Origin of the sequence: Extibacter sp. GGCC_0201, from assembly GCF_017566055.1 — a bacterium.
In the GTDB taxonomy this organism is placed as follows: domain Bacteria; phylum Bacillota; class Clostridia; order Lachnospirales; family Lachnospiraceae; genus Extibacter.
Genome location: NZ_JABFCH010000023.1, coordinates 1 through 21,112 on the forward strand (window position 1 = coordinate 1; position 21,112 = coordinate 21,112).

Genomic DNA, 21,112 nt, shown 5'->3' on the forward strand with positions numbered 1-21,112 from the left:
CAGATTCAGCTGCCAAAATAAAATATAAAATTTACACACTTAACTTGACAAAGTCATAGAGGAACATTCTTGATATTTAAGAATGTTCCTCTATTTTATAAGTTTCTTCCTTGATACTGTATCGTAACCACAGTAACAATTTTTTTTGTTTCATCAATTCTGAAAATTGCAATATAGTTATCGATTAGTAATTGGCGGTATCCTTTTCCGGCGAATGCTCCAACGGTACGTTCTTGATGTGACTGCGGAAATGTATCTAATTTTTTCAATGATTTCCATAGCCTGTCAGTCTGTCCTTTAGCATGTTCGGGTGATTGCAGGTCATTGGAAATATAATCAAATATTTCGTCTAAATCTCTGTATGCTCGTACATTTAATCTGATTTTGTATTTATCCATAATGTTTTTTATTCAACCTTTCAAATGCATCATCAAGGTTGATGGTTTCTCCGCCCTCTTCCATTTCTTTTTCAGATTCATAGATAGCTTGGTCAATGCGGTTTGTTTTTGCAAATTTATCATATAATTCACTACTCATTACAACTAAATCGCTGTACCCGTTCTTTGTAATAAAAATAGGTTCCTGCTCTTTGTGCGCAATGTCGGATATTTCACTTGTATTTCTGAGGTCTTTAATTGGCATTATAATTGGCATAATATATCAGCTCCTTTCGTTTTCATAATTATAGCATAATTATGCCACGATAACAATGACGATATACTTTCCGCTATTTTATTTTCGGTGTTTATCCAATGCCATTTTAAGTGTCTTAATAGTATCAAGCAAAATATACATATCTTCTACAGAACAGGAATCCAGTAAATTTAAAATCTCATTTCCCAAATCTGTCCGGTTAATTAGAGGATTGTCAAAAAGCAGGGAATCCGTCTTAATTGATAGTACATGGGCAATCTTAATCAAAACAGGAAGACTTAATTTTGTACTTCCAGTTTCTATGTGGCTCATATGAGTTGGAGATATTTCGACTTTTTCTGCCAGTTGTTCTTGAGAAAGACTGCATGCTTTCCGATATCTTCGGATACGTTGTCCTATTTCATAATAATTTAGCTCCATATTTTTACCGCCTATACACTTTAAATTAGCTTGAATTGTATAACATGTGAATGTATAATGTTAATAAACTGTACAGGCTATTTTCAGCCCATACAAATAAAGTATTTTTTTTGAAATTTATAAAACTTTTAAGTTCTTTTCTTGTCTAAGCTATATAAGTGAGGTGAGAAAATGAGAAAAATAAGCTTCATTCAATGGTTTATTCGTTTAGTAAAACGGGATATGAAAGAGTTTGAGAGGGAAGAGGTGGGAGGAAACGAAGAAGAATATAAGAAAATAATAAATGAAAAATTAGCAGAAAAGGAGAAAAATTATGAAGAGAAACATTAAAAAAATTATTGTGGGGACTAGTTTAGCGGCTGTATTTTTGGCAGGATGCCAGAAAAAAGTAGAATGTGATATCTGTGGAAAGAAAGCGGTTTGTCAAACGAAAACTGTTTTGGGAAAAGAAATGGAATTATGTGATAAATGTGTAACTGACATTGAAAAAATTGAGAATGGTGATATCTTAAATGACTTTATAAATGGTCTTGCAAACGAAGAAGACATGGATGAAGCAGAAGAATATGAAACAGAAGAATATGAAACAGTGGAATCTGAAGAGGTAACCTTTTCAGACTTAACATATGACTCCACTAATGGAACAATTAGCGGTAAGATGAAAAACAATACGGATTATTTTATTGATTCTGTTGAAGTTGTTGGTACTCTTGAGAGGCATGAAACCAATGGATACGGCGAAGATGAAACACATGAAGAAAGATTTTCCAAGTCTTACGGAATTTGTCATGTTGGAAAAGGTGAAGAAAAGGACTTTAGTTTTAATATAGACTTAGATCAGGACGAGGTGTCAAAGTACAGCACCCCTCAGATAAATACTGACACGACAGTAATTACATACCGTGGAAAGGAAAATGATGACTTTGCTCTAACAACGTATCTGGCACAAGACAATGAATATGAAGCAGAGGTTACCAAGAATGGAGATGGGTTTATTGAAGAAGTAACAATTAAAAATACATCAGATTATCAATGGGAATGCCTAAATGTTTACGTGGAACGCCATATTAAATACTACGATACGTTAGAGACTGAGGTTATGTCAAAAACGCAGATTGATAAAGGGGCAACAGTTACTTTTACTTCGGATGACATGAAAAATTCCGGTATCAGGGAAGATGGCACCCAAATATTGTACGTTACTTTTGAACCACGCAATCCATAAACTTTACATTTATAAAACTTTTTTAAAAGATGTCTTGTCTGGGCTATATTACAGAAGGGAGAGAAAACATGAAGAAAAATTTAAAGAAAACTATGTGATGAATGCAAAGCCGATGCCAAAGAGTTGTTTAATATTATTAAATGAAGAACGGCAGTGCACAATTTTGACAAGGGAAAAAATACTTTTGATAACAAGGAGAAAAATACAAATGAATGAATATAATTTACCTCAAAAATGGAACCTCTACAATTTTACCGGATTGCCACTTTTTGATAATTGGGATGAAGGAGCAGAAGCAAATGCGGTTTATAATCAGAAGAAAGAGAGATTGAATGCTTTGCAAAAAAAGTATAGGGTGGCAAGCATTATCTGTGCTGTTTTAAGTCCGTTTATATTTTTAAGTGGTGTGGGAAGGGGCTATTGGTTCGTTGGTGTTGCTTTAGCAATTATAGCAAGTTTAATAAGGAAAAACGGGTATATAACACGCAAAACTGTACATGAAAAACTAAATGAAGCCGCTTCAGACTGGCAGCAGGTGGTAAATAAGCATGCAGATATGTTTATTAAACCTGTAGCAGAGAAGTTAATGAGTGGAGGCTGGTATAGTTATCGCACTGGACTAAAGTGCCTTATTTATGGTAAAGAAGGGTGTGTGTATTTTGATACAAGTAATAGCACTCTCGTGGCATATAATAAAGCAAATATTAAGGATGTAACCAGAGAAAGGCTGCATTTGGGGTCATCCACATCTGGTGGGGCACAGACTACGGGAGGTGGATATACTTTTAAAAATGGAATTACCATTGGCGGAGGGAACACAAAAACATATTCCAATACAGTAAATGCGTATGAATGGCATTTTGATATCTTCACTGATTTCTTGGACTATCCTAAAGTTTCCTTAGTGCTGGATGACAATAAATCTGTGGAAGAATTTGTCGGAAAGGCTTATGCTCTTTTGAAGCCATAATACTGCTAATGCCTTAAATTCAATTCACAAATATAAATAATTATAGGAGAAAAAGGGAAATGAAAAAAATAAGTAAAGTAATTGCAATAATAATGGTAACGGTTATGGTAACAGCATCAATGGCAGGGTGTGGATTAATTAATAAAGAAATTACAGGGACATGGAAAGCTTCTAAGATAGAAATCTTGGGGAAAAGTGCTGATTTTGCTGAGTATGCAGAAGAGGAGCTGGGGCAGCCGGAGGACGCTCGGGAATGGACGATGGAAATAAAATGGTATAAGAAAATTTCCATGGACCAGATGGGGCGGAAAGAAAAAGGAACATGGAATAAAAAAGATGATAAATATGTGCTGACAGTAAATGACTCAGACCAGGAAGCTACGGTTGAGGATGGTAAGCTGGTAATTGAAAATAAAGGTGCGAAAGTGACGTTCGAAAAGGAATAAAGAACTTGAAATACCAACTAAAACAAAGGAAAAAGAGGCAGGGAAATGAATTTTACGGAAGCAGTTAGGCTTGCCAAAGCCGGTGAGGAAAGAGGGTTTACTTTTCTATATCAGGAGACCTTCAAAAGCAAATACTATTTGGCACTTCAATATATGAAAAACGAGGATGCAGCACAAGATGTATTGCAAGATGCATATATGAAGGCATTTTCAAAATTAGATACATTAGAAAACCCCGAAGCATTCTCCGGATGGCTGGGAGTGATTGTGGCAAACACGGCAAAGAATGCTCTAGTAAAGAAGAATCCGGTATTGTTCTCAGATATTGCGGTAGATTCTGAAAATGAAGAGTTCGAATATCAAATAGAAGATGAAAGCATGGAGTATCAGCCGGAAACAGCTTACACAAGACAAGAGACTCAGCAACTGGTACGTGAACTGATGGACACACTTTCGGAGGAACAAAGACTTTGCATTTTAATGTTCCACATAGAAGGAATATCCATTAAAGAAATTGCTTCTGCATTGGATTGCTCTGAAAATACTGTGAAATCTCGTTTAAAATATGGCAGAGATAATCTGAAAATAAAGGCAGAGGGTTTGCAGAAGAAAGGATACAAGCTATACACTGCTGCACCGTTGCCGTTACTGCTTTACTTGCTTCGCACAGAATGCGCTTCTTTGTCGGCCGATGCTTCTTTTGCAGCAGTAGGAAATCAAATAGCAAAGAAATTATTTCATTCACCTGTTGTGGCAAATGGTTCTGATTTATCTGCTGGAACAAAACATGTAGCAAAAGCGGGTAGCCAGGCAACAAAGAGCGGCTTATTACATACTGCGGCCGGGAAAATAGCTGTGGTGGCAGTGGGACTTTGTATTACAGGCGGAGCAATGTTTTATGGCGTGTCACAGATGCAATCCAAAGACCAGACACCCCAAAAAGAGGTTCCTAAAAAGCAAGGAACGGCAGTAGAAACTCCGACTGTAAAGGAATTGCAAGATGCCGATTACACAAAGTTAATTGCGGGTAATCTTACGAAAGAAGAATTGCAATTTGTTTTGGCATATGGCCCTGATGAAATCCCCAAACAGGGATTTCAGGACAGTGATTACGGGGAGATACTAAATTCTCTCTGTAATGCTAGGGCAGAAGATGGGGCTGAACCATTTATTAAAGAGTATGGGCATACTACGGATTGGAAAATGCAATATTCTGCGGAAGATTTAAACCGTATGTTTCTTTCCTTTACGGACTATCAGCTTAAGGAAGGAGATAACACTTTGGGTTCCCGGGATGTATCGGTAAGCGGAGATATAGTGACTTATGGTCCTACTTCCACCGGGGCTGTAGCAGGGGCAGAGATTACATCGGCAGCATATACCGAGGAAGAAATGGAGATTTATTATACATATAGTTTTATAAATACGGGGATGGCCGAGTCAGGTATACCCGAAAAGGTAGTTGAAAAAAGGGCTGTCCTGAAGCCGGACGAGACTGGAATGTACCAGATTGTAAAAATTGAAGAGGTGCAGGAAGAACAGAGCGAAGAGGAAGAATCAACGGAACAAGGACAGACCATAGAAGAGATTTATGCCGAGGTACGACAGGCGGTTGCAAATGGGGAACCCGGATATGATTTCCCGAATGTAGCACCTCTCACGGGACAATATGGATACTTTTTATATGATTTGGACGGAGACGGAATCGAAGAGTTGATTGTAGGGGCTGAATTTACAGATGGTAACGGAACCATAAATGTACGGGCATGCCATGCCTATAGCTGCGAAAAGTCGGGAAATGGATATAAATTAAAAACAATTGACGGTGAGGTATATGCACCGACACTCTGGCTTATGGCAGATGGGTCAGGGATTTACCGTCAGGACTTTTCCAGAGGAACAGGGCAAATCAGTATGTACAAGATAATGATACAGAACGGGGAGCTTATTACAGCGGAAACACCGGAATATCAGTTTACGATGGGTGATGATGCAAATACAACTTTTACAAATACAAATGCGCTAGTACAGTGGATTGATATTACCAATTAGCTTTGAAGATGACAGGAGAGAAAAATCATGAGAAGAAAGTCAATGACAGCAATTACAATGAGCTTTTTATTGGTAGCCACTATATTGGCTGGGTGCGGAAATAACGAACAGGCGGAAGTGAAAGAGACAACCGACAGGACAGCAACAAAAACCGCCACCTTCGATAAGACAGAAATCGGGAACGTTATTGCGAAAGACCCAGTAAAATTGTCTGACCTGCTTTATAAGGTCGTGCTTAAGAAGGGCCAGACTGTGAAAGAGGCAAGCCTTTTTTATGGCGGGGAGACAATTAAGCTGGAGACAGGCAAAGACCCGACGACTGGGACAAAGCTTTACACCGCTGCAAAAGATAAAGCTATCAAAGAATTGGTGGATAAGAATAACGTACCAAATGCGATACTTACCTTCACCACACCGACCAAGACCGCATCGGATTTAAAGGTATCCTTTACTCTTGTGGATAAAGACAAGAAGACAAGTACCGAATCCGTGAACATCAAGGTGCATGTTCTGCCGGAAACCATAAAACCAGTGAAAGCCATCACACAGAACTTAAAGCTGTCTGAGAATTTAAAAGACTATGACTTCGATGTCCGTGCCAAGAACATTGCAGACAAGGTGAAAGAGGTCGAATCCATCACCGTCAAGAAGTCAGATGTCAAGTTCGGGAGAGCCGGGCATTATACGGTAACTTATGAAGTGAAGCTCGCACCAGAGAACGTGGATGTAACGACCGATACGGAAGTGGTGGACAAAGAGACAGAGAAAGACCTGCCGAAAGACGAAGTGGTAAAAGAGAATGTCAAGCCAGACAGCACCGTGGAAGTGGAAACGGATGTGGAGGTGACGGACAAGAAAGATGACGGCGTCATCGCTGACGAGAAAGACACCACAGCGAATACGGACAATAACGCATCTTCTGGCGGAGGCAGCAATACGCCTTCTGGCAGTGGCAGCAGCGCTCCTTCTGATTCTGGTGGAAACGCATCTTCTGATGTAGGTGGAGGCTCATCTTCAAATGCGGGTGGCGGTTCCTCATCTTCTAACGCAGGCGGAGGTTCCAGCGAACCAAAACCAGCTCCGCATACCCATAGCTGGAAAGCACATACGACAACAAAGACAGTTTGGGTACCGAATGTTGTGACAGTTGATGACTATGAAAATAGGGCACAACACACATGTGACAGTATTTGTGGTGGGTGTGGTGGCCGTTTCAACAGTCCGGCAGAGTGTTCCAATCACCAGCTTAACGGCTGTACAGGTAGTAGGCAGAATGTTGCATGTATTCATACGGAAAGGGTTGCAGTCGGTTCCCATACGGAAGACCATGGGCATAACGAGACACAGACCTATACGGACTATGAGTATTGCGATTGTGGCGCTACACGATAATGATATGAGGGGATACACATCCGTATCCCCTTTTTTAAGGAGAATGCTTGGATTGCTAAATTTTTTTCTTCTCATGTGCATGTACCTCTCTTTCCTAAACCCTATAATAGAATAACTATATAGCTAGACATCGCAGAAATGAATTTCAAAGACTGGACGCAAATCTAATCTGTAAACTTTGTGAATATTTCGAATGCGAAGTTGGCGAATTGATTGTTCATGTAAAATAGCAGGCTGTTGCTTTAGTGGAATGGAATTTATAAAAGTTGTAAGGAGCATATGGCAATGATTGAATATAGAAAATTGACAACTAAAGAATTAGAGACATTTATAGATATGCGTATTAACCAGCTTCGAGAAGAAGGCGCAACCAAGGATATTGAATGTAAAAATTTTGATTATCCCGAAAAACCCTTGAAATACAAGCACATTCGCAGGATTTCAGATTGATTTTACTACCAATTTACTACTTTTAACGGATTGCGCCTTGATATGCCGGAACATCTTGCGAGCATGAAACAACCCAATACAAACGCGACGCACTGGCGGCGCGGCACGTCGGCAATCACACAATTTCATATAGCACCGCACTGGCGGCGTTACCTTATCCCAACCGGGAAACAAGGAACGCCGCTATTTTTTTACCCTCATGTTACGCAGTAGGGGCAAAAAGAGTCTTGCTACACAAGGCTTTGCGGGTACGGTTTTCACAGGGTAAGGGATTGATACCTAAACCCTTAAAATCGCTGTTCTACCGCGTAACAAATATGCAGCAAAGGAGTTGATGAAGCTATGGCAGTTTTCCGCGTGGAGAGAAACACAGGATATACGGTTATGAGCAACCACCATTTACGCAACAAAGAACTTTCCCTAAAGGCAAAAGGGCTGTTATCGCAAATGCTGTCCTTGCCGGAGGATTGGGACTATACCCTTGCGGGACTGTCCTATATCAACCGGGAAAAAATCGACGCTATCCGCGAAGCTGTCCGGGAGCTTGAAAGAGCCGGATATATTCAGCGTTCAAGGGAGCGCGACGAGAAAGGACGCTTGCGGGGAACTGATTACATCATCTATGAGCAGCCGCCTAACTTGGATTTACCTACATTGGAAAATCCAACATTGGAAAATCCTACGCAGGAAAAACCTACGTTGGAAAATCCAATGCAATTAAATAAAGATATACAAAAGACTGACTTACCAAAAAAAGAAAAATCAAATACGGATTTATCAAGTAACCATTCCATTCCTATCCTTTCCCCTAACCCCTCTCCTTTGAGGGAAGAAACGGCAGAGCCGGAACGGAAAGGAACGGAAGCGGCAGACGCATACAGCGTGTATGAGGAAATCATCAAGGACAATATCGAGTATGAGCATTTTATCAAGCATACCAACATTGACAGGGAACGCTTGGACGAGATTGTGTCCCTTATCCTTGAAACTGTCTGCACCAAACGAAAGACAATTCGTATCGCCGGGGACGATTATCCGGCAGAGCTTGTCAAAGCAAAGTTTATGAAGCTGAACAGCAGCCACATTGAATTTGTCTTTGACTGCATGAAAGAGAACACCACGAAAATCCGTAACATCAAGCAATATCTGAAAGCGGTACTTTTCAACGCGCCCAACACCATTGACAGCTATTACACCGCCCTTGTCAACCACGATATGTACGGCGGCTATTAAAAAACAGGAGGATTTTAATATGACACAGAAAACAGGAGCTTTGATTTTTGATGAAACGGCAGACCGTTACGACATTCGCTTTGACCTTAACGACTACTACGGAGGATTGCATTGTGGGGATTGCCTTGAAGTGTTTGTACGCGGCAAATGGAAGCCGACCCGCATGGAGTACGGGGACAACTGGTATCTTGTCGGTGTGAGGGCTTCGGATTTGAACGGGCTGCGGGTGCGTATCTAAAGGCGGCATGAAAAATGTACGCCTTATTTTTATGCCCCGAAGCGGCACACCACCCTAACCAAACTATGAAAGGAGGGATTTCATGCAAGATGAAGTCAATGAAAAAGTCGTGTCTTTAGCAATCAAAACATCTAAGCTGACCGCCGAAGTGCTGCAAAAGGCTATGAAAGCCCTGCTTGCCAAAGGCAAAGGGCAGCTAACCAAAGCCCCGCATGGGAAAATCACTATGCGGCAGCTTATGAAGCAGGGAGAAAAGGTTTCCAACATTGAGATTACCGACCAAAATATCAAAGCCTTTGACCCTATCGCAAGGAAAAGCGGGCTTGATTACAACGTCAAGAAGATTGAGAACGGCAAGCCGCCGACCTATCTTGTGTCTTTTAAGGGCAAGGATATTGACGTTATGACCGAAGCGTTCCGGGAATTTACCGCAAAGAAATTAGGCAGGGATAAAAAGCCCTCTATCCGCAAGCTGCTTTCCACTCTGAAAGACAAGGCGGCAGCTCTGAACGCACAGAAGGACAAAGTGAAGAAAAAGGACAGGGAGGTATCGCTATGAAGCCGGAACTTAAAAAGCTGCTTATCCTAAATGCCCCCTATCTGCTCTTTGTCTATCTCTTTGACAAAATCGGACAAGCGGTACGCCTTGCGCCGGGGGCTGACCTTTCCGGCAAGGTGCTTTCCCTTGCAGACGGCTTTTCCGCTGCCTTTGCAACCCCGCTTCCGAGCCTTGCCCCTATGGATTTGCTTATCGGTATTGTGGGGGCTGTCCTTATCCGGCTTATGGTGTACTTCAAAGGCAAGAACGCGAAGAAATACCGAAAAGGTATCGAATACGGTTCAGCCCGTTGGGGCAACGCCGAAGATATAAAGCCCTATACCGACCCGGTATTTCAAAATAACGTGCTTCTGACACAGACGGAACGGCTTACCATGAACAGCCGCCCGAAGCAGCCGAAGTATGCAAGGAATAAAAATATCCTTGTTATCGGGGGAAGCGGCAGCGGCAAGACGAGATTTTTTGTGAAGCCCAACTTAATGCAAATGCACTCAAGCTACGTTGTAACTGACCCGAAAGGTACGGTTTTAGTCGAGTGTGGGAAGCTCTTACAGCGCGGCGGGTATCGGATAAAGGTGCTGAACACGATAAATTTTAAGAAATCCATGCGTTATAATCCCTTTGCCTATATCCGCAGCGAAAAAGACATTTTGAAACTGGTAAATACCTTGATTGCCAACACCAAAGGGGACGGGGAAAAAGCCGGGGAGGATTTTTGGGTAAAATCGGAACGGCTCTTTTACTGCGCCCTTATCGGCTACATTTGGTACGAAGCCCCGGAGGAAGAAAAGAACTTCACGACGCTGCTTGAAATGATAAATGCCAGTGAAGCCCGCGAGGACGACCCGGAATTTCAGTCCCCCGTTGACCTCATGTTTGAACGGTTGGAGGAAAAAGACCCGGAACACTTTGCCGTCCGGCAGTACAAGAAATTCCTGTTATCTGCGGGAAAGACACGAAGCTCTATTCTCATTTCCTGCGGTGCGCGGCTTGCCCCTTTTGACATTAAGGAGCTGCGCGACCTTATGGAAACCGACGAAATGGAGCTTGACACCATAGGCGACCGCAAGACCGCCCTGTTTGTTATCATCAGCGACACCGACGATACTTTTAACTTTGTCGTGAGTATTCTTTACACGCAGCTTTTCAATCTGCTTTGCGACAAGGCAGATGATGAATACGGCGGCAGGCTGCCCGTCCATGTGCGCTGTCTGTTAGACGAGTTTGCAAATATCGGGCAGATACCGAAGTTTGAAAAGCTCATAGCCACCATACGAAGCCGGGAAATCTCCGCGTCGATTATCTTACAGTCGCAAAGCCAGTTAAAGGCAATCTATAAGGACAACGCCGATACCATAGTCGGCAACTGCGACACCACCCTTTTCTTGGGCGGCAAGGAGAAAACCACCCTCAAAGAAATGTCGGAAATCTTGGGGAAAGAAACCATTGACAGCTTCAACACTTCCGAGAACCGGGGGCGCGAGGTATCGCATGGGCTGAACTATCAGAAGTTAGGCAAGCAGCTTATGACGGAAGATGAAATAGCGGTTATGGACGGCGGGAAATGTATTTTACAGCTACGAGGGGTGCGCCCGTTCTTCTCTGATAAGTACGACATTACAAAGCACCCCAACTATAAATATCTTTCCGACTATGACAAGAAAAATACTTTTGATATGGAAAAGCATTTAAGGCGCAGACCCGCCCTTGTGAAGCCGGACGAAGTATTTGACTACTACGAAATCAGCGAAAGCGATTTGCAGGAGGACACCGACCATGAATAGACGTATCAGAAAGAAAAAGGACAAGAAAATCACAGAAGCCATAAACGGGCTTGTTTCGATTGCTGAACGACGGGAACAGCAGCGGCAGGCTGCTATCCGGCAGTTTGTGAAACGGTGTGAAGCCCTGTATGAGCAGCAGCGAAAAGAAAGGAGGAATTGACGCAGTAACAAAGAAAAAGACAACTTGCATGATACGCGCCCCTACAAAAATTCCTATCGCCCACACTGACAACTGAATACCGCCGCGCAGCAGACATTTAGGCAGCGCGGGGACTTATGACCGCGGCAGTTTGAAAACTGACCGCCGTTTTTTATGCCCTTTTACGGGCAAGCCGCATTTGCGGCAGAAAGGAGTTTTATGGAATTTTTCAACAGCGCAATCGGCGTATTACAGACTTTGGTTATCGCTCTTGGAGCAGGACTTGGCATTTGGGGCGTTATCAATCTCTTGGAGGGCTACGGAAATGATAATCCGGGCGCAAAATCACAGGGCATTAAGCAGCTCATGGCGGGCGGCGGCGTTGCCCTTATCGGCACTATCCTTGTACCTCTGCTTTCCGGCTTGTTCGGTTAAGCGCGGGTAGCTGCCTATGCAGAGCATACTTGACGCGATTAACGAATGGATAAAGGAAATCCTTATCGGAGCGATAAACGGTAATCTGTCAACTATGTTCGGGGACGTAAACGAAAAAGTCGGGACTATCGCAAACGAGGTAGGACAGACCCCGCAGGGTTGGAACGCAAATATTTTCAGCATGATACAGACCCTTTCTGAAAATGTAATCGTTCCGATTGCGGGGCTTGTCATTACCTATGTCCTATGCTACGAGCTAATCAGCATGGTAACGGAAAAGAACAATATGCACGACATAGACACATTCATGTTCTTTAAGTGGATATTCAAAGCCTTTGTCGCGGTGTTTATCGTAACCAACACGTTCAACATCACAATGGCGGTCTTTGATATGGCGCAGCATATCGTTTCCGGCGCAGCGGGGGTTATCGGCGGCGATACGAATATCGACGTTGCCGAAGCCCTTGCCGCCATGCAGGAGGGGCTTGAAGATATGGAAATCCCCGAACTGCTCTTACTTGTGCTTGAAACAAGCCTTGTAAGCCTTTGCATGAAAATCATGTCCGTACTGATAACCGTTATCCTCTACGGCAGAATGATAGAGATTTACCTTTACTGTTCGGTATCGCCTATTCCATTTGCGACCATGACCAACAGAGAATGGGGACAGATTGGAAACAACTACCTAAAAGGGCTGTTCGCTCTTGGTTTTCAAGGCTTCCTCATTATGATATGTGTCGGTATTTACGCCGTACTGGTAAACGATATGATAATCGCAGACAATCTGCACAGCGCGGTATTTTCCCTTGCCGCCTATACGGTTATCCTCTGTTTTTCCCTGTTCAAATCCGGCACACTGGCAAAATCCATATTCAACGCCCACTAAGGGCAGAAAGGAGGTATTTTCTTGGCGTATGTACCTGTACCCAAAGACCTTTCCAAAGTCAAAACAAAAGTCGCTTTCAATCTGACAAAGCGGCAAATCGTTTGTTTTGCGGCGGCTCTCTTAATCGGACTGCCGCTGTTTTTTTTGCTCAAAGGCAGCGCAGGGACAAACCTTGCGGCTATGGCGATGATTGTCGTCATGCTCCCCTGTTTCCTGCTTGCCATGTATGAAAAACATGGGCAGCCCCTTGAAGTGGTGGTAAGAAATGTCGTTCAGACAAAGTTTACCCGCCCAAAGGAGCGACCTTACAGAACCGAAAACCTATACGCTGTCTTGGAAAAGCAGCGAAAACTTGAAAAGGAGGTATCAGCGATTGTCAAAAGGACAAACAAAAAAGACGCGGGAAGCCGCAGGAAACAGGCGTAAGCTGACCCGCGCCGAAAAGAAACAGATTGCCGAAGCTATCCGAAAGGCAAAGGGGGACGGCAAAGCCCGCACCGCACAGCAGACCATTCCTTACCTTGCCATGTACCCGGACGGTATCTGCAAGGTTACGGAAAAGAGATATTCAAAGTGCGTCGTGTTCGAGGACATCAATTATCAGCTTGCACAGGCAGACGATAAGACCGCCATTTTTGAAAACTGGTGCGATTTCCTCAACTACTTTGACGCGAGCGTGAGCGTGCAGCTTTCTTTCATCAATCAAGGGACGCAGCGGGAACAGGCAGAAAAAGCTATCACTATCCCGGCACAGGAGGACGCTTTTAACTCTATCCGCACCGAGTATTCGGATATGCTGAAAAATCAGCTTAGTAAAGGCAACAACGGGCTTGTGAAGCACAAATACATTACCTTTACCGTTGAAGCCGATAACAAGGCGGCTGCAAAATCAAGACTTTCCCGTATCGAAACCGACGTGTTTAACAATTTCAAGGTGCTTGGCGTAACCGCCCGCCCCTTATCCGGCTATGAACGCTTAAAGGTGCTGCATGGGGTATTCCACCCGGAGGGCGAGCCGTTCTCCTTTTCCTTTGACTGGCTTACCCCGTCGGGGCTGTCTACAAAGGATTTTATCGCCCCGTCCTCTTTCCGTTTTGGCGAGGGCAGATATTTCCGCATGGGGAAGAAAATCGGCGCGGCGAGCTTCCTTGAAATCCTTGCGCCGGAGCTTAACGACCGTATGCTTGCCGACATACTGGACTTGGAAACAGGGGTAATCGTCAATTTACATATCCGCAGTATCGACCAGTCGGAAGCAATCAAGACCATTAAGCGCAAAATCACAGACCTTGACAAGATGAAGATTGAGGAACAGAAAAAAGCGGTTAGAAGCGGCTATGACATGGATATAATCCCGTCCGACCTTGCCACCTTTGGCAGCGAAGCAAAGAACTTGTTGCAGGACTTACAGAGCCGCAACGAGCGAATGTTTCTCCTTACGTTCCTTGTGGTAAACATGGCAGACACGAAGCGGAAACTGGAAAATGATATTTTCGCTGCGGCGGGTATCGCACAGAAATACAACTGCCGCCTGACACGCCTTGACTATCAGCAGGAAGCAGGGCTTTTATCCAGTGTGCCGATTGGGGAAAACCTTATCCCGATACAACGGGGGCTTACCACATCAAGCACCGCTATTTTCATTCCCTTTATCACGCAGGAGCTTTTTCAGACGGGGCAAGCCCTGTACTATGGCTTGAACGCCCTTTCTAACAACATGATACTCTGCGACAGAAAGCAGCTCAAAAATCCCAACGGGCTTATATTGGGAACGCCGGGAAGCGGAAAATCTTTTGCGGCAAAAAGGGAAATGACAAATGCTTTCCTCATTACCGACGACGACATTATCATCTGCGACCCGGAAGCCGAGTATTTTTCCCTTGTGCAGCGTCTTAATGGGCAAGTGATACGTCTTTCCCCTACGGGCAGGGGCATTGACGGCAAGCCCCAGTATGTAAACCCTATGGACATAAACCTTAATTACAGCGAGGACGACAACCCCCTTGCGCTGAAAAGTGATTTTATCCTTTCCCTTTGCGAGCTTGTTATCGGAGGCAAGGAGGGTTTGCAGCCTGTCGATAAGACCGTCATTGACAGGGCTGTAAGAAATGTGTACCGCCCGTTCCTTGCAGACCCCGACCCGGCAAAAATGCCTATCTTGGGCGACCTTTACGACGAGCTGTTAAGACAGCCGGAGCCGGAAGCTGCCCGTATCGCGGCGGCATTGGAGCTGTATGTTTCCGGCAGCCTTAACGTATTCAACCACAGAACCAACGTGGAACTTTCTAACCGCCTTGTCTGCTTTGATATAAAGCAGCTTGGAAAGCAGCTTAAAAAGTTAGGTATGCTCATTGTGCAAGACCAGACATGGAACAGGGTAACGATAAACCGGGCAGAGAAAAAGGCGACCCGCTACTATATGGACGAATTTCACTTGCTCTTAAAAGAGGAACAGACCGCCGCTTACAGCGTGGAGATTTGGAAGCGTTTCCGTAAATGGGGCGGTATCCCAACAGCCATTACGCAGAACGTCAAAGACCTTTTGGCAAGCCGCGAGGTGGAAAATATCTTTGAGAACAGCGATTTTGTCCTCATGCTCAATCAAGCGCAGGGCGACCGTACTATCCTTGCAAAGCAGCTTAATATTTCCCCGCAGCAGATGAAGTATGTTACCCACACCGAAGCGGGCGAGGGGCTTATCTTCTATGGAAATGTGGTGCTGCCTTTTGTAGACCGCTTCCCGAAAGATACCGAGCTTTACAGGGTAATGACAACGAAGCCGGAGGAAGTTTCCGAAAGCGGAAAGTGAGGTGCAGACCATGAAGCAATATAAATCCCGCGATAAAATCACACAGAAAATGACCCGCGACGGGCTTATTGAGGTAAACGAAACACAGCAGACCGCCGAGCGTATCAGTAAACGGGAACAGGACGCGGATTTTCAAAAGTCCCCGGAGCAGCAAGCGGCGCAGGACGGGACGCAGCTTCAAGGTGTAGCGTCCCAAACTTCCCCGTTACCCCACGCACCGGGAGCTTCCCCCGCAAGGGACACCGCCACAGCAGAGCGCGTTATGGAGCATATCGAAGCAGCACAGACCCGCAGAGCCAGTAAAAAAGCGGTACATAAAGCACAGGAGGAAGTTACCGTACAAACAACATCTTCCCGCTTGCAGTTTACCGAGGAAGAACTTGCCGTCCCGGAACTGGAATGCTATATTGAGAAATCAAACAAAGCCGCTGACCGACTGGACGCAGCAAAGGCAGCTATCCCGAAGCAAAAGAAACTGGTTAAGGAGCGCACCTTTGACGAAGCCGCAGGAAAGGCAAAGACCCGACTTCACTTTGAAGAACAGGAAAAACCGATACCCGGCGGCAAAAAAGGAAACCCGCTGTCCCGCCCCGCACAGGAAGCAGGGATTTTCGTCCACAACAAGATACATTCCGTTGAAAAGGACAATTCCGGCGTTGAGGGGGCGCATAAATCGGAGGAACTTGCCGAGCGCGGCGCGAAATACGGGGCGCGGAAGTTAAAACAGGGCTACCGCAGCCATAAGCTGAAACCTTACCGGGAAGCGGCAAAGGCAGAAAAGGCAGCATTTAAGGCAAACGTCAACTTCCAGTATCACAAAACCCTGCACGACAACCCGCAGCTTACTTCTAACCCGCTTTCCCGTTTCATGCAGAAACAGCAGATAAAACGCCAGTATGCAAAGGCGGCAAAGAAAGGAGGGGCAAAAGCCGCAGCGGAAGCCACAAGAAAGACGGCGAAGAAAACCGCCGAGGAAACGAGGAAAGCCGCCGCATTTGCGGCAAGACACCCGGCGGGCATTTTGATTGCAGTTGCCGCGCTGCTTCTCTTTATTATGATTTCCGCAGGGCTGTCCTCTTGCGGGGCTATGTTTTCGGGCTTGACAAACGGGGTGCTTGGCACTTCCTACACATCCGAGGACAGCGACCTTGTGGCAGTTGAAAACAACTATGCCGCATTGGAAAACGGGCTGCAAAGTGAGATTGACAATATCGAAAGCACCCACCCCGGCTATGATGAATACCGCTACGACCTTGACAGTATCGGGCATAACCCCCACGAACTTGCGTCTTATTTGACCGCCCTCTTGCAGAGCTACACCCCGCAGAGCGCACAGGCAGAGCTTGAACGTATCTTTTCCATGCAGTACACCTTGACGCTGACCGAGGAAGTGGAAATACGCTACCGCACCGAAACAAGTACCGACCCGGAAACCGGGGAAACCACCACCGAGGAAGTCCCTTATGAGTATTACATCTTGAATGTGAAACTGACAAATAAGCTGATTTCCGAGCTTGCGGAGGAACTTCTTACGCCACAGCAGCTTGAAATGTTTCATGTGTACTTGGAAACAAGCGGCAACAAACCGCTGATTTTTGGCGGCGGTTCTCCCGACGGAAGCCCGTCTGAGGATTTAAGCGGCGTGGAGTTTGTAAACGGTACGCGCCCCGGAAATCAAGAGCTTATGGAACTTGCAAAACAGCAAGTCGGAAACGTGGGCGGCTACCCTTACTGGTCTTGGTACGGCTTTAACAGCCGCGTGGAATGGTGCGCCTGTTTTGTATCATGGTGCTACAATCAAGCCGGAAAAAGCGAACCCCGATTTGCGGGCTGCGAATGGCAGGGTGTCCCTTGGTTTCAGTCAAGGGGACAATGGGGCGCACGCGGCTATGAGAATATCGCACCGGGCGACGCAATCTTTTTCGATTGGGATTTAGACGGTGTTGCCGACCATGTGGGGCTTGTGCTTGGCAGGGACGGCAGCCGCGTCTATACCGTTGAGGGCAATTCCGGCGACGCTTGCAAGATAAAGAGCTATGACCTTAACTATCAATGTATCAAAGGCTACGGGCTGATGAACTGGTAAAGCAGCCCAAAAAAAGAAAGGAGAAATGACCTATGGCAAACAATAAAATCGACCGTATCAATAAGGAAATCGCAAAGACCCGCGAGAAAATCACAGAGTATCAGAACAAGTTAAAAGGACTGGAAGCGCAGAAAACCGAAGCGGAAAACCTTGAAATCGTGCAGCTTGTACGAGCTATGCGTCTGACCCCGCAGGAACTGAACGCTATGCTGTCCGGCGGCGGTATTCCCGGCATGACTGCCGCACCCGCAGAAGAAAACGAACAGGAGGAAAATGCAGATGAAGAATAAACTGAAAAAGACCATGACTGCCCTTTGTGCCGCCCTTATCCTTATGGGCGGTTTTTCTGTCCCTGCCTATGCACAGGGCGCAGCCACAGAGCCGCCCGCCGGGGACGCGACCAACGACAGTAATGTAGTTGTGGAGGAAAAAGAGGAAACGCCGCCCCTTACCCCAAAGGGAAACGCTACACTGGTTGACGATTACGGCGGCAATAAGCAACTTATCACTGTTACCACCAAAGGCGGCAACTATTTCTATATCCTCATTGACCGCGCCGCCGAGGGCGAACAGACCGTACATTTCCTAAATCAAGTGGACGAAGCCGACCTTATGGCACTGACCGAAAACGGCGAAGCTGCCAAAAAGCCGGAAATCTGTAACTGTACGGAAAAATGCGAAGTCGGAAAGGTAAACACGTCCTGCCCGGTATGTGTTACCAGTATGACAGGCTGCACAGGCAAAGAACCTACCCCAACACCAACGGAGCAGCCGGAAGAACTGAAAGAAAAAGGCGGCAATCCCGGTGTGGTGCTTGCCTTAGTCCTCTTTGCCCTGCTTGGTGGCGGCGCAGCGTTCTACTACTTTAAGTTTCTAAAGCCGAAGCAGAATGTAAAGGGCGATACCGACCTTGAAGATTTTGAATTTGAGGACTACGACGAGGACGAGCCGGAAGCAGATACCGGGGAAACTCCCGAAGATGAAGAAACGGAGGAAGAAACCCTATGACCCTGTTTACCAACAATCCCTTTGAAAAGATGATGATACAGAAACCGAACGGGCGGCGTGATAATGCGCCGCCTGTTCCTTATCCCCCTGCTTGTGCTTCCTGCCCTTACAAGGGACAGTCCCCTTGTGTGGGGTACTGTCTGAAACAGGTACAGGAGAAAAAGAAAACCGAGCCGGAACGCTGAAAGGAGGAACTTATATTTGATTTTAGTTATCGCAGAAAAGCCCAGTGTGGCACAGACAATCGCTGCCGTACTGGGGGCAAAGGAAAAGAAAGACGGATTTCTCACAGGAAGCGGCTATATCGTTTCTTGGTGCGTGGGACATTTGGTAGGGCTTGCGGAAGCTGCCACCTACGGGGAACAATATAAAAAGTGGAGCTATGACAGCTTACCGATTTTGCCGCAGGAATGGAAGTACACCGTTGCTTCTGACAAGGAAAAGCAATTCAAAACCCTAAAAGAGCTTATGCACCGGGCAGACGTTTCCGAAGTCGTCAATGCCTGCGACGCGGGGCGCGAGGGCGAACTCATTTTCCGCTTTGTCTATGAAATGGCGGGCTGCAAGAAACCTATGCGCCGCCTTTGGATTTCTTCTATGGAGGACAGCGCAATCAAAGAGGGCTTTTCCCGTCTGAAGAACGGCGAGGAATACGACGCGCTCTTTGCTTCCGCATTGTGCAGGGCAAAGGCTGACTGGTTAATCGGTATCAATGCCACCCGCCTTTTCTCTGTCCTTTACAATCATACCTTGAACGTGGGACGCGTACAGACCCCGACCTTAAAAATGCTTGTTGACCGGGACGCAGCGATTACCACATTTAAGAAAGAAAAATACTACCATGTGCGCCTTGTCTTATCCGGCGCGGAAGCTGCAAGCGAAAAACTATCTGACCGTTCCGAAGCTGACAAGCTGAAAGCTGCTTGCGAAGTGTCAAAAGCAGTCTGTGCTTCCCTTGTGAAAGAGAAAAAGACCGCAGCCCCGCCGAAGCTCTTTGACCTTACTTCTTTACAGAGGGAAGCAAACCGCCTGTTCGGTTATACCGCAAAGCAGACCCTTGACCTTGCACAATCTCTGTATGAAAAAAGACTTCTTACTTATCCGAGAACAGACAGCGCATTTCTGACCGACGACATGAGCGACACAGCGGCGGGCATTATCAAGCTGCTTTGTGGGAAATTTTCTTTTATGGCGGGAAAAGACTTCACGCCGGAGCTTGGAAAGGTGCTGAACAGTAAAAAGGTATCAGACCACCATGCCATTATCCCGACTATGGAGCTTGCAAAGACCGACCTTGCCACGCTGCCGGAAAGCGAAAGGAATATCCTTACCCTTGCCGGGGCGCGTCTGCTCATGGCGACCGCTGCACCGCATACCTTTGAAGCGGTTACAGCAGTTTTTGAATGTGCCGGACAGTCTTTTATCGCAAGGGGAAAAACGGTGCTGTCCGACGGGTGGAAAGAGATTGACCGAAGATACAGGGCAGCCTTAAAGAACAAGCCCGAAACGGACGACGCAGACAGTGACACAGAAAAGACCCTGCCGCCATTTACCGAGGGACAGACCTTTGAAAATCCGACGGCAAAGGTAACGGAGCATGACACAACACCGCCAAAACCTCACAACGAAGCGTCGCTGCTCTCTGCTATGGAGCGCGCCGGAAGTGAGGACACCGACCCGGACGCAGAACGCAAAGGGCTTGGAACTCCCGCCACCCGCGCCGCCGTCATTGAAAAACTGGTAAAGGGCGGCTTTGTGGAGCGAAAAGGCAAGCAGCTACTTCCCACAAAGGACGGTATCAATCTTGTGTGTGTCCTGCCGGACACCTTGACAAGCCCGCAGCTTACCGCAGAATGGGAAAACAATCTGACGCAGATTGCCAAAGGCAAGGCAGACCCCGCCGCATTTATGGAGGGTATCGAGGATATGGCGCGGGAACTGGTAAAGACCTATCCGTTTCTTTCTGATGATAAAGCGCAGATGTTCAAGCCGGAACGGGAAGCGTTGGGAAGCTGCCCCCGCTGCGGTTCTCCTGTCTATGAGGGAAAGAAAAACTACTATTGCAGCAATAAGGAATGTAGCTTTACCATGTGGAAAAATGACCGTTTCTTTGAAGAACGAAAAGTAACCTTTACCCCCAAAATTGCCGCTGCACTCTTACAATCCGGCAAAGTAAATGTGAAAAAGCTCTATTCCCCAAAGACGGGCAAAACCTACGACGGAACTATCGTATTGGCTGATACAGGCGGGAAATATGTCAACTACCGCATTGAACTGTCGAAGAAGAAATAACTGAATAGCAAGCATAGGAAAAGAGTACCCTTTT

Annotated in this window: 25 protein-coding genes; 22 read left to right on the top strand and 3 right to left on the bottom strand. The window is 45.8% G+C overall.

Features of this window, described 5'->3' with window-relative positions; all coding sequences use genetic code 11:
* Positions 1-95: 95 nt before the first annotated feature.
* The 3 genes from HJV72_RS14415 to HJV72_RS14425 form a co-directional block, all read right to left on the bottom strand.
* On the bottom strand, positions 96-398 hold the full coding sequence (locus tag HJV72_RS14415) for a type II toxin-antitoxin system RelE/ParE family toxin (RefSeq protein WP_208071963.1): 303 nt from the start codon (positions 396-398) through the stop codon (positions 96-98).
* Positions 391-654: a type II toxin-antitoxin system prevent-host-death family antitoxin gene (locus HJV72_RS14420; protein WP_208071965.1), complete on the bottom strand. Its 264-nt coding sequence runs from the start codon at positions 652-654 to the stop codon at positions 391-393. Before HJV72_RS14420 ends, HJV72_RS14415 begins: the two co-directional genes overlap by 8 nt.
* A gap of 78 nt (positions 655-732) precedes the next feature.
* Positions 733-1,074 carry a helix-turn-helix domain-containing protein gene (locus tag HJV72_RS14425; RefSeq protein ID WP_208071967.1) on the bottom strand — a complete coding sequence of 114 codons (342 nt, stop codon included), beginning with the start codon at positions 1,072-1,074 and terminating at the stop codon, positions 733-735.
* A 171-nt stretch (positions 1,075-1,245) separates the two neighbouring features.
* Here HJV72_RS14425 and HJV72_RS14430 point away from each other — a divergent pair, with 171 nt between their 5' ends.
* The 22 genes from HJV72_RS14430 to HJV72_RS14535 all read left to right on the top strand — a co-directional run bounded on the left by HJV72_RS14430 (position 1,246) and on the right by HJV72_RS14535 (position 21,078).
* Positions 1,246-1,404 (top strand): hypothetical protein, encoded by a 159-nt coding sequence (locus HJV72_RS14430; RefSeq protein WP_208071969.1) that lies wholly within the window; start codon positions 1,246-1,248, stop codon positions 1,402-1,404.
* Positions 1,388-2,299 carry a hypothetical protein gene (locus HJV72_RS14435; protein WP_208071971.1) on the top strand — a complete coding sequence of 304 codons (912 nt, stop codon included), beginning with the start codon at positions 1,388-1,390 and terminating at the stop codon, positions 2,297-2,299. Before HJV72_RS14430 ends, HJV72_RS14435 begins: the two co-directional genes overlap by 17 nt.
* A 208-nt stretch (positions 2,300-2,507) precedes the next feature.
* Positions 2,508-3,269, top strand: coding sequence for a hypothetical protein (locus HJV72_RS14440; protein ID WP_208071973.1), 762 nt, complete (start codon positions 2,508-2,510; stop codon positions 3,267-3,269).
* Positions 3,270-3,328: 59 nt separating this feature from the next.
* Complete coding sequence (locus HJV72_RS14445; protein ID WP_208071974.1) at positions 3,329-3,715, top strand: hypothetical protein; 387 nt, start codon at positions 3,329-3,331, stop codon at positions 3,713-3,715.
* Between the two features lie 45 nt (positions 3,716-3,760).
* Positions 3,761-5,767, top strand: a complete 2,007-nt coding sequence (locus tag HJV72_RS14450; protein ID WP_208071976.1) for an RNA polymerase sigma factor — start codon at positions 3,761-3,763, stop codon at positions 5,765-5,767.
* Positions 5,768-5,794: 27 nt separating this feature from the next.
* Positions 5,795-7,159: a hypothetical protein gene (locus tag HJV72_RS14455; RefSeq protein ID WP_208071978.1), complete on the top strand. Its 1,365-nt coding sequence runs from the start codon at positions 5,795-5,797 to the stop codon at positions 7,157-7,159.
* 119 nt (positions 7,160-7,278) lie between these two features.
* Complete coding sequence (locus HJV72_RS14460; protein WP_208072041.1) at positions 7,279-7,389, top strand: helix-turn-helix domain-containing protein; 111 nt, start codon at positions 7,279-7,281, stop codon at positions 7,387-7,389.
* Between the two features lie 55 nt (positions 7,390-7,444).
* Entirely contained in the window at positions 7,445-7,609 is a 165-nt protein-coding gene (locus HJV72_RS20200) for a hypothetical protein (protein WP_330619001.1), read from the top strand.
* A gap of 342 nt (positions 7,610-7,951) precedes the next feature.
* Positions 7,952-8,842 carry a DUF6017 domain-containing protein gene (locus tag HJV72_RS14470; protein WP_002610284.1) on the top strand — a complete coding sequence of 297 codons (891 nt, stop codon included), beginning with the start codon at positions 7,952-7,954 and terminating at the stop codon, positions 8,840-8,842.
* Between the two features lie 19 nt (positions 8,843-8,861).
* Positions 8,862-9,080 (top strand): DUF5348 domain-containing protein, encoded by a 219-nt coding sequence (locus HJV72_RS14475; protein ID WP_002610290.1) that lies wholly within the window; start codon positions 8,862-8,864, stop codon positions 9,078-9,080.
* A gap of 82 nt (positions 9,081-9,162) precedes the next feature.
* Positions 9,163-9,639 (top strand): PcfB family protein, encoded by a 477-nt coding sequence (locus HJV72_RS14480; protein WP_002610294.1) that lies wholly within the window; start codon positions 9,163-9,165, stop codon positions 9,637-9,639.
* Positions 9,636-11,423: a VirD4-like conjugal transfer protein, CD1115 family gene (locus HJV72_RS14485; RefSeq protein WP_003529196.1), complete on the top strand. Its 1,788-nt coding sequence runs from the start codon at positions 9,636-9,638 to the stop codon at positions 11,421-11,423. Before HJV72_RS14480 ends, HJV72_RS14485 begins: the two co-directional genes overlap by 4 nt.
* The gene (locus tag HJV72_RS14490; protein WP_002610319.1) at positions 11,416-11,583 is read left to right on the top strand and encodes a hypothetical protein; all 168 of its coding nucleotides are present in this window, start codon (positions 11,416-11,418) and stop codon (positions 11,581-11,583) included. The genes HJV72_RS14485 and HJV72_RS14490 overlap by 8 nt, the downstream gene beginning before the upstream one ends.
* A gap of 198 nt (positions 11,584-11,781) precedes the next feature.
* Positions 11,782-11,997, top strand: coding sequence for a Maff2 family mobile element protein (locus HJV72_RS14495; RefSeq protein WP_002610321.1), 216 nt, complete (start codon positions 11,782-11,784; stop codon positions 11,995-11,997).
* Positions 11,998-12,013: 16 nt separating this feature from the next.
* Positions 12,014-12,883: a VirB6/TrbL-like conjugal transfer protein, CD1112 family gene (locus tag HJV72_RS14500; protein ID WP_003533371.1), complete on the top strand. Its 870-nt coding sequence runs from the start codon at positions 12,014-12,016 to the stop codon at positions 12,881-12,883.
* A 21-nt stretch (positions 12,884-12,904) separates the two neighbouring features.
* Positions 12,905-13,309 (top strand): PrgI family protein, encoded by a 405-nt coding sequence (locus HJV72_RS14505; RefSeq protein WP_003529188.1) that lies wholly within the window; start codon positions 12,905-12,907, stop codon positions 13,307-13,309.
* Positions 13,257-15,692, top strand: a complete 2,436-nt coding sequence (locus tag HJV72_RS14510; RefSeq protein ID WP_002610325.1) for a VirB4-like conjugal transfer ATPase, CD1110 family — start codon at positions 13,257-13,259, stop codon at positions 15,690-15,692. Before HJV72_RS14505 ends, HJV72_RS14510 begins: the two co-directional genes overlap by 53 nt.
* A 49-nt stretch (positions 15,693-15,741) precedes the next feature.
* A complete protein-coding gene (locus HJV72_RS14515) occupies positions 15,742-17,778 on the top strand; it encodes a CHAP domain-containing protein (RefSeq protein WP_038274640.1) in 2,037 nt (678 codons plus the stop codon).
* Positions 17,779-17,810: 32 nt separating this feature from the next.
* Entirely contained in the window at positions 17,811-18,068 is a 258-nt protein-coding gene (locus HJV72_RS14520; protein WP_002610330.1) for a DUF4315 family protein, read from the top strand.
* The gene (locus tag HJV72_RS14525) at positions 18,058-18,786 is read left to right on the top strand and encodes a DUF4366 domain-containing protein (protein ID WP_002610332.1); all 729 of its coding nucleotides are present in this window, start codon (positions 18,058-18,060) and stop codon (positions 18,784-18,786) included. Before HJV72_RS14520 ends, HJV72_RS14525 begins: the two co-directional genes overlap by 11 nt.
* Positions 18,783-18,971 carry a hypothetical protein gene (locus tag HJV72_RS14530; RefSeq protein ID WP_002610333.1) on the top strand — a complete coding sequence of 63 codons (189 nt, stop codon included), beginning with the start codon at positions 18,783-18,785 and terminating at the stop codon, positions 18,969-18,971. The genes HJV72_RS14525 and HJV72_RS14530 overlap by 4 nt, the downstream gene beginning before the upstream one ends.
* 16 nt (positions 18,972-18,987) lie before the next feature.
* On the top strand, positions 18,988-21,078 hold the full coding sequence (locus HJV72_RS14535) for a DNA topoisomerase 3 (protein WP_002610336.1): 2,091 nt from the start codon (positions 18,988-18,990) through the stop codon (positions 21,076-21,078).
* The last annotated feature ends 34 nt before the right edge of the window (positions 21,079-21,112 follow it).

Excerpts from the sequence above, each read along its gene's own strand:
- HJV72_RS14525 (WP_002610332.1), top strand. The coding sequence starts at position 18,058 with ATGAAGAATAAACTGAAAAAGACCATGACTGCCCTTTGTGCCGCCCTT.
- HJV72_RS14440 (WP_208071973.1), top strand. The coding sequence starts at position 2,508 with ATGAATGAATATAATTTACCTCAAAAATGGAACCTCTACAATTTTACC.
- HJV72_RS14415 (WP_208071963.1), bottom strand. The coding sequence starts at position 398 with ATGGATAAATACAAAATCAGATTAAATGTACGAGCATACAGAGATTTA.
- HJV72_RS14445 (WP_208071974.1), top strand. The coding sequence starts at position 3,329 with ATGAAAAAAATAAGTAAAGTAATTGCAATAATAATGGTAACGGTTATG.
- HJV72_RS20200 (WP_330619001.1), top strand. The coding sequence starts at position 7,445 with ATGATTGAATATAGAAAATTGACAACTAAAGAATTAGAGACATTTATA.
- HJV72_RS14530 (WP_002610333.1), top strand. The coding sequence starts at position 18,783 with ATGACCCTGTTTACCAACAATCCCTTTGAAAAGATGATGATACAGAAA.
- HJV72_RS14515 (WP_038274640.1), top strand. The coding sequence starts at position 15,742 with ATGACCCGCGACGGGCTTATTGAGGTAAACGAAACACAGCAGACCGCC.
- HJV72_RS14485 (WP_003529196.1), top strand. The coding sequence starts at position 9,636 with ATGAAGCCGGAACTTAAAAAGCTGCTTATCCTAAATGCCCCCTATCTG.
- HJV72_RS14425 (WP_208071967.1), bottom strand. The coding sequence starts at position 1,074 with ATGGAGCTAAATTATTATGAAATAGGACAACGTATCCGAAGATATCGG.
- HJV72_RS14430 (WP_208071969.1), top strand. The coding sequence starts at position 1,246 with ATGAGAAAAATAAGCTTCATTCAATGGTTTATTCGTTTAGTAAAACGG.
- HJV72_RS14475 (WP_002610290.1), top strand. The coding sequence starts at position 8,862 with ATGACACAGAAAACAGGAGCTTTGATTTTTGATGAAACGGCAGACCGT.
- HJV72_RS14500 (WP_003533371.1), top strand. The coding sequence starts at position 12,014 with ATGCAGAGCATACTTGACGCGATTAACGAATGGATAAAGGAAATCCTT.
- HJV72_RS14490 (WP_002610319.1), top strand. The coding sequence starts at position 11,416 with ATGAATAGACGTATCAGAAAGAAAAAGGACAAGAAAATCACAGAAGCC.
- HJV72_RS14495 (WP_002610321.1), top strand. The coding sequence starts at position 11,782 with ATGGAATTTTTCAACAGCGCAATCGGCGTATTACAGACTTTGGTTATC.
- HJV72_RS14480 (WP_002610294.1), top strand. The coding sequence starts at position 9,163 with ATGCAAGATGAAGTCAATGAAAAAGTCGTGTCTTTAGCAATCAAAACA.
- HJV72_RS14470 (WP_002610284.1), top strand. The coding sequence starts at position 7,952 with ATGGCAGTTTTCCGCGTGGAGAGAAACACAGGATATACGGTTATGAGC.
- HJV72_RS14450 (WP_208071976.1), top strand. The coding sequence starts at position 3,761 with ATGAATTTTACGGAAGCAGTTAGGCTTGCCAAAGCCGGTGAGGAAAGA.
- HJV72_RS14520 (WP_002610330.1), top strand. The coding sequence starts at position 17,811 with ATGGCAAACAATAAAATCGACCGTATCAATAAGGAAATCGCAAAGACC.
- HJV72_RS14435 (WP_208071971.1), top strand. The coding sequence starts at position 1,388 with ATGAAGAGAAACATTAAAAAAATTATTGTGGGGACTAGTTTAGCGGCT.
- HJV72_RS14455 (WP_208071978.1), top strand. The coding sequence starts at position 5,795 with ATGAGAAGAAAGTCAATGACAGCAATTACAATGAGCTTTTTATTGGTA.
- HJV72_RS14420 (WP_208071965.1), bottom strand. The coding sequence starts at position 654 with ATGCCAATTATAATGCCAATTAAAGACCTCAGAAATACAAGTGAAATA.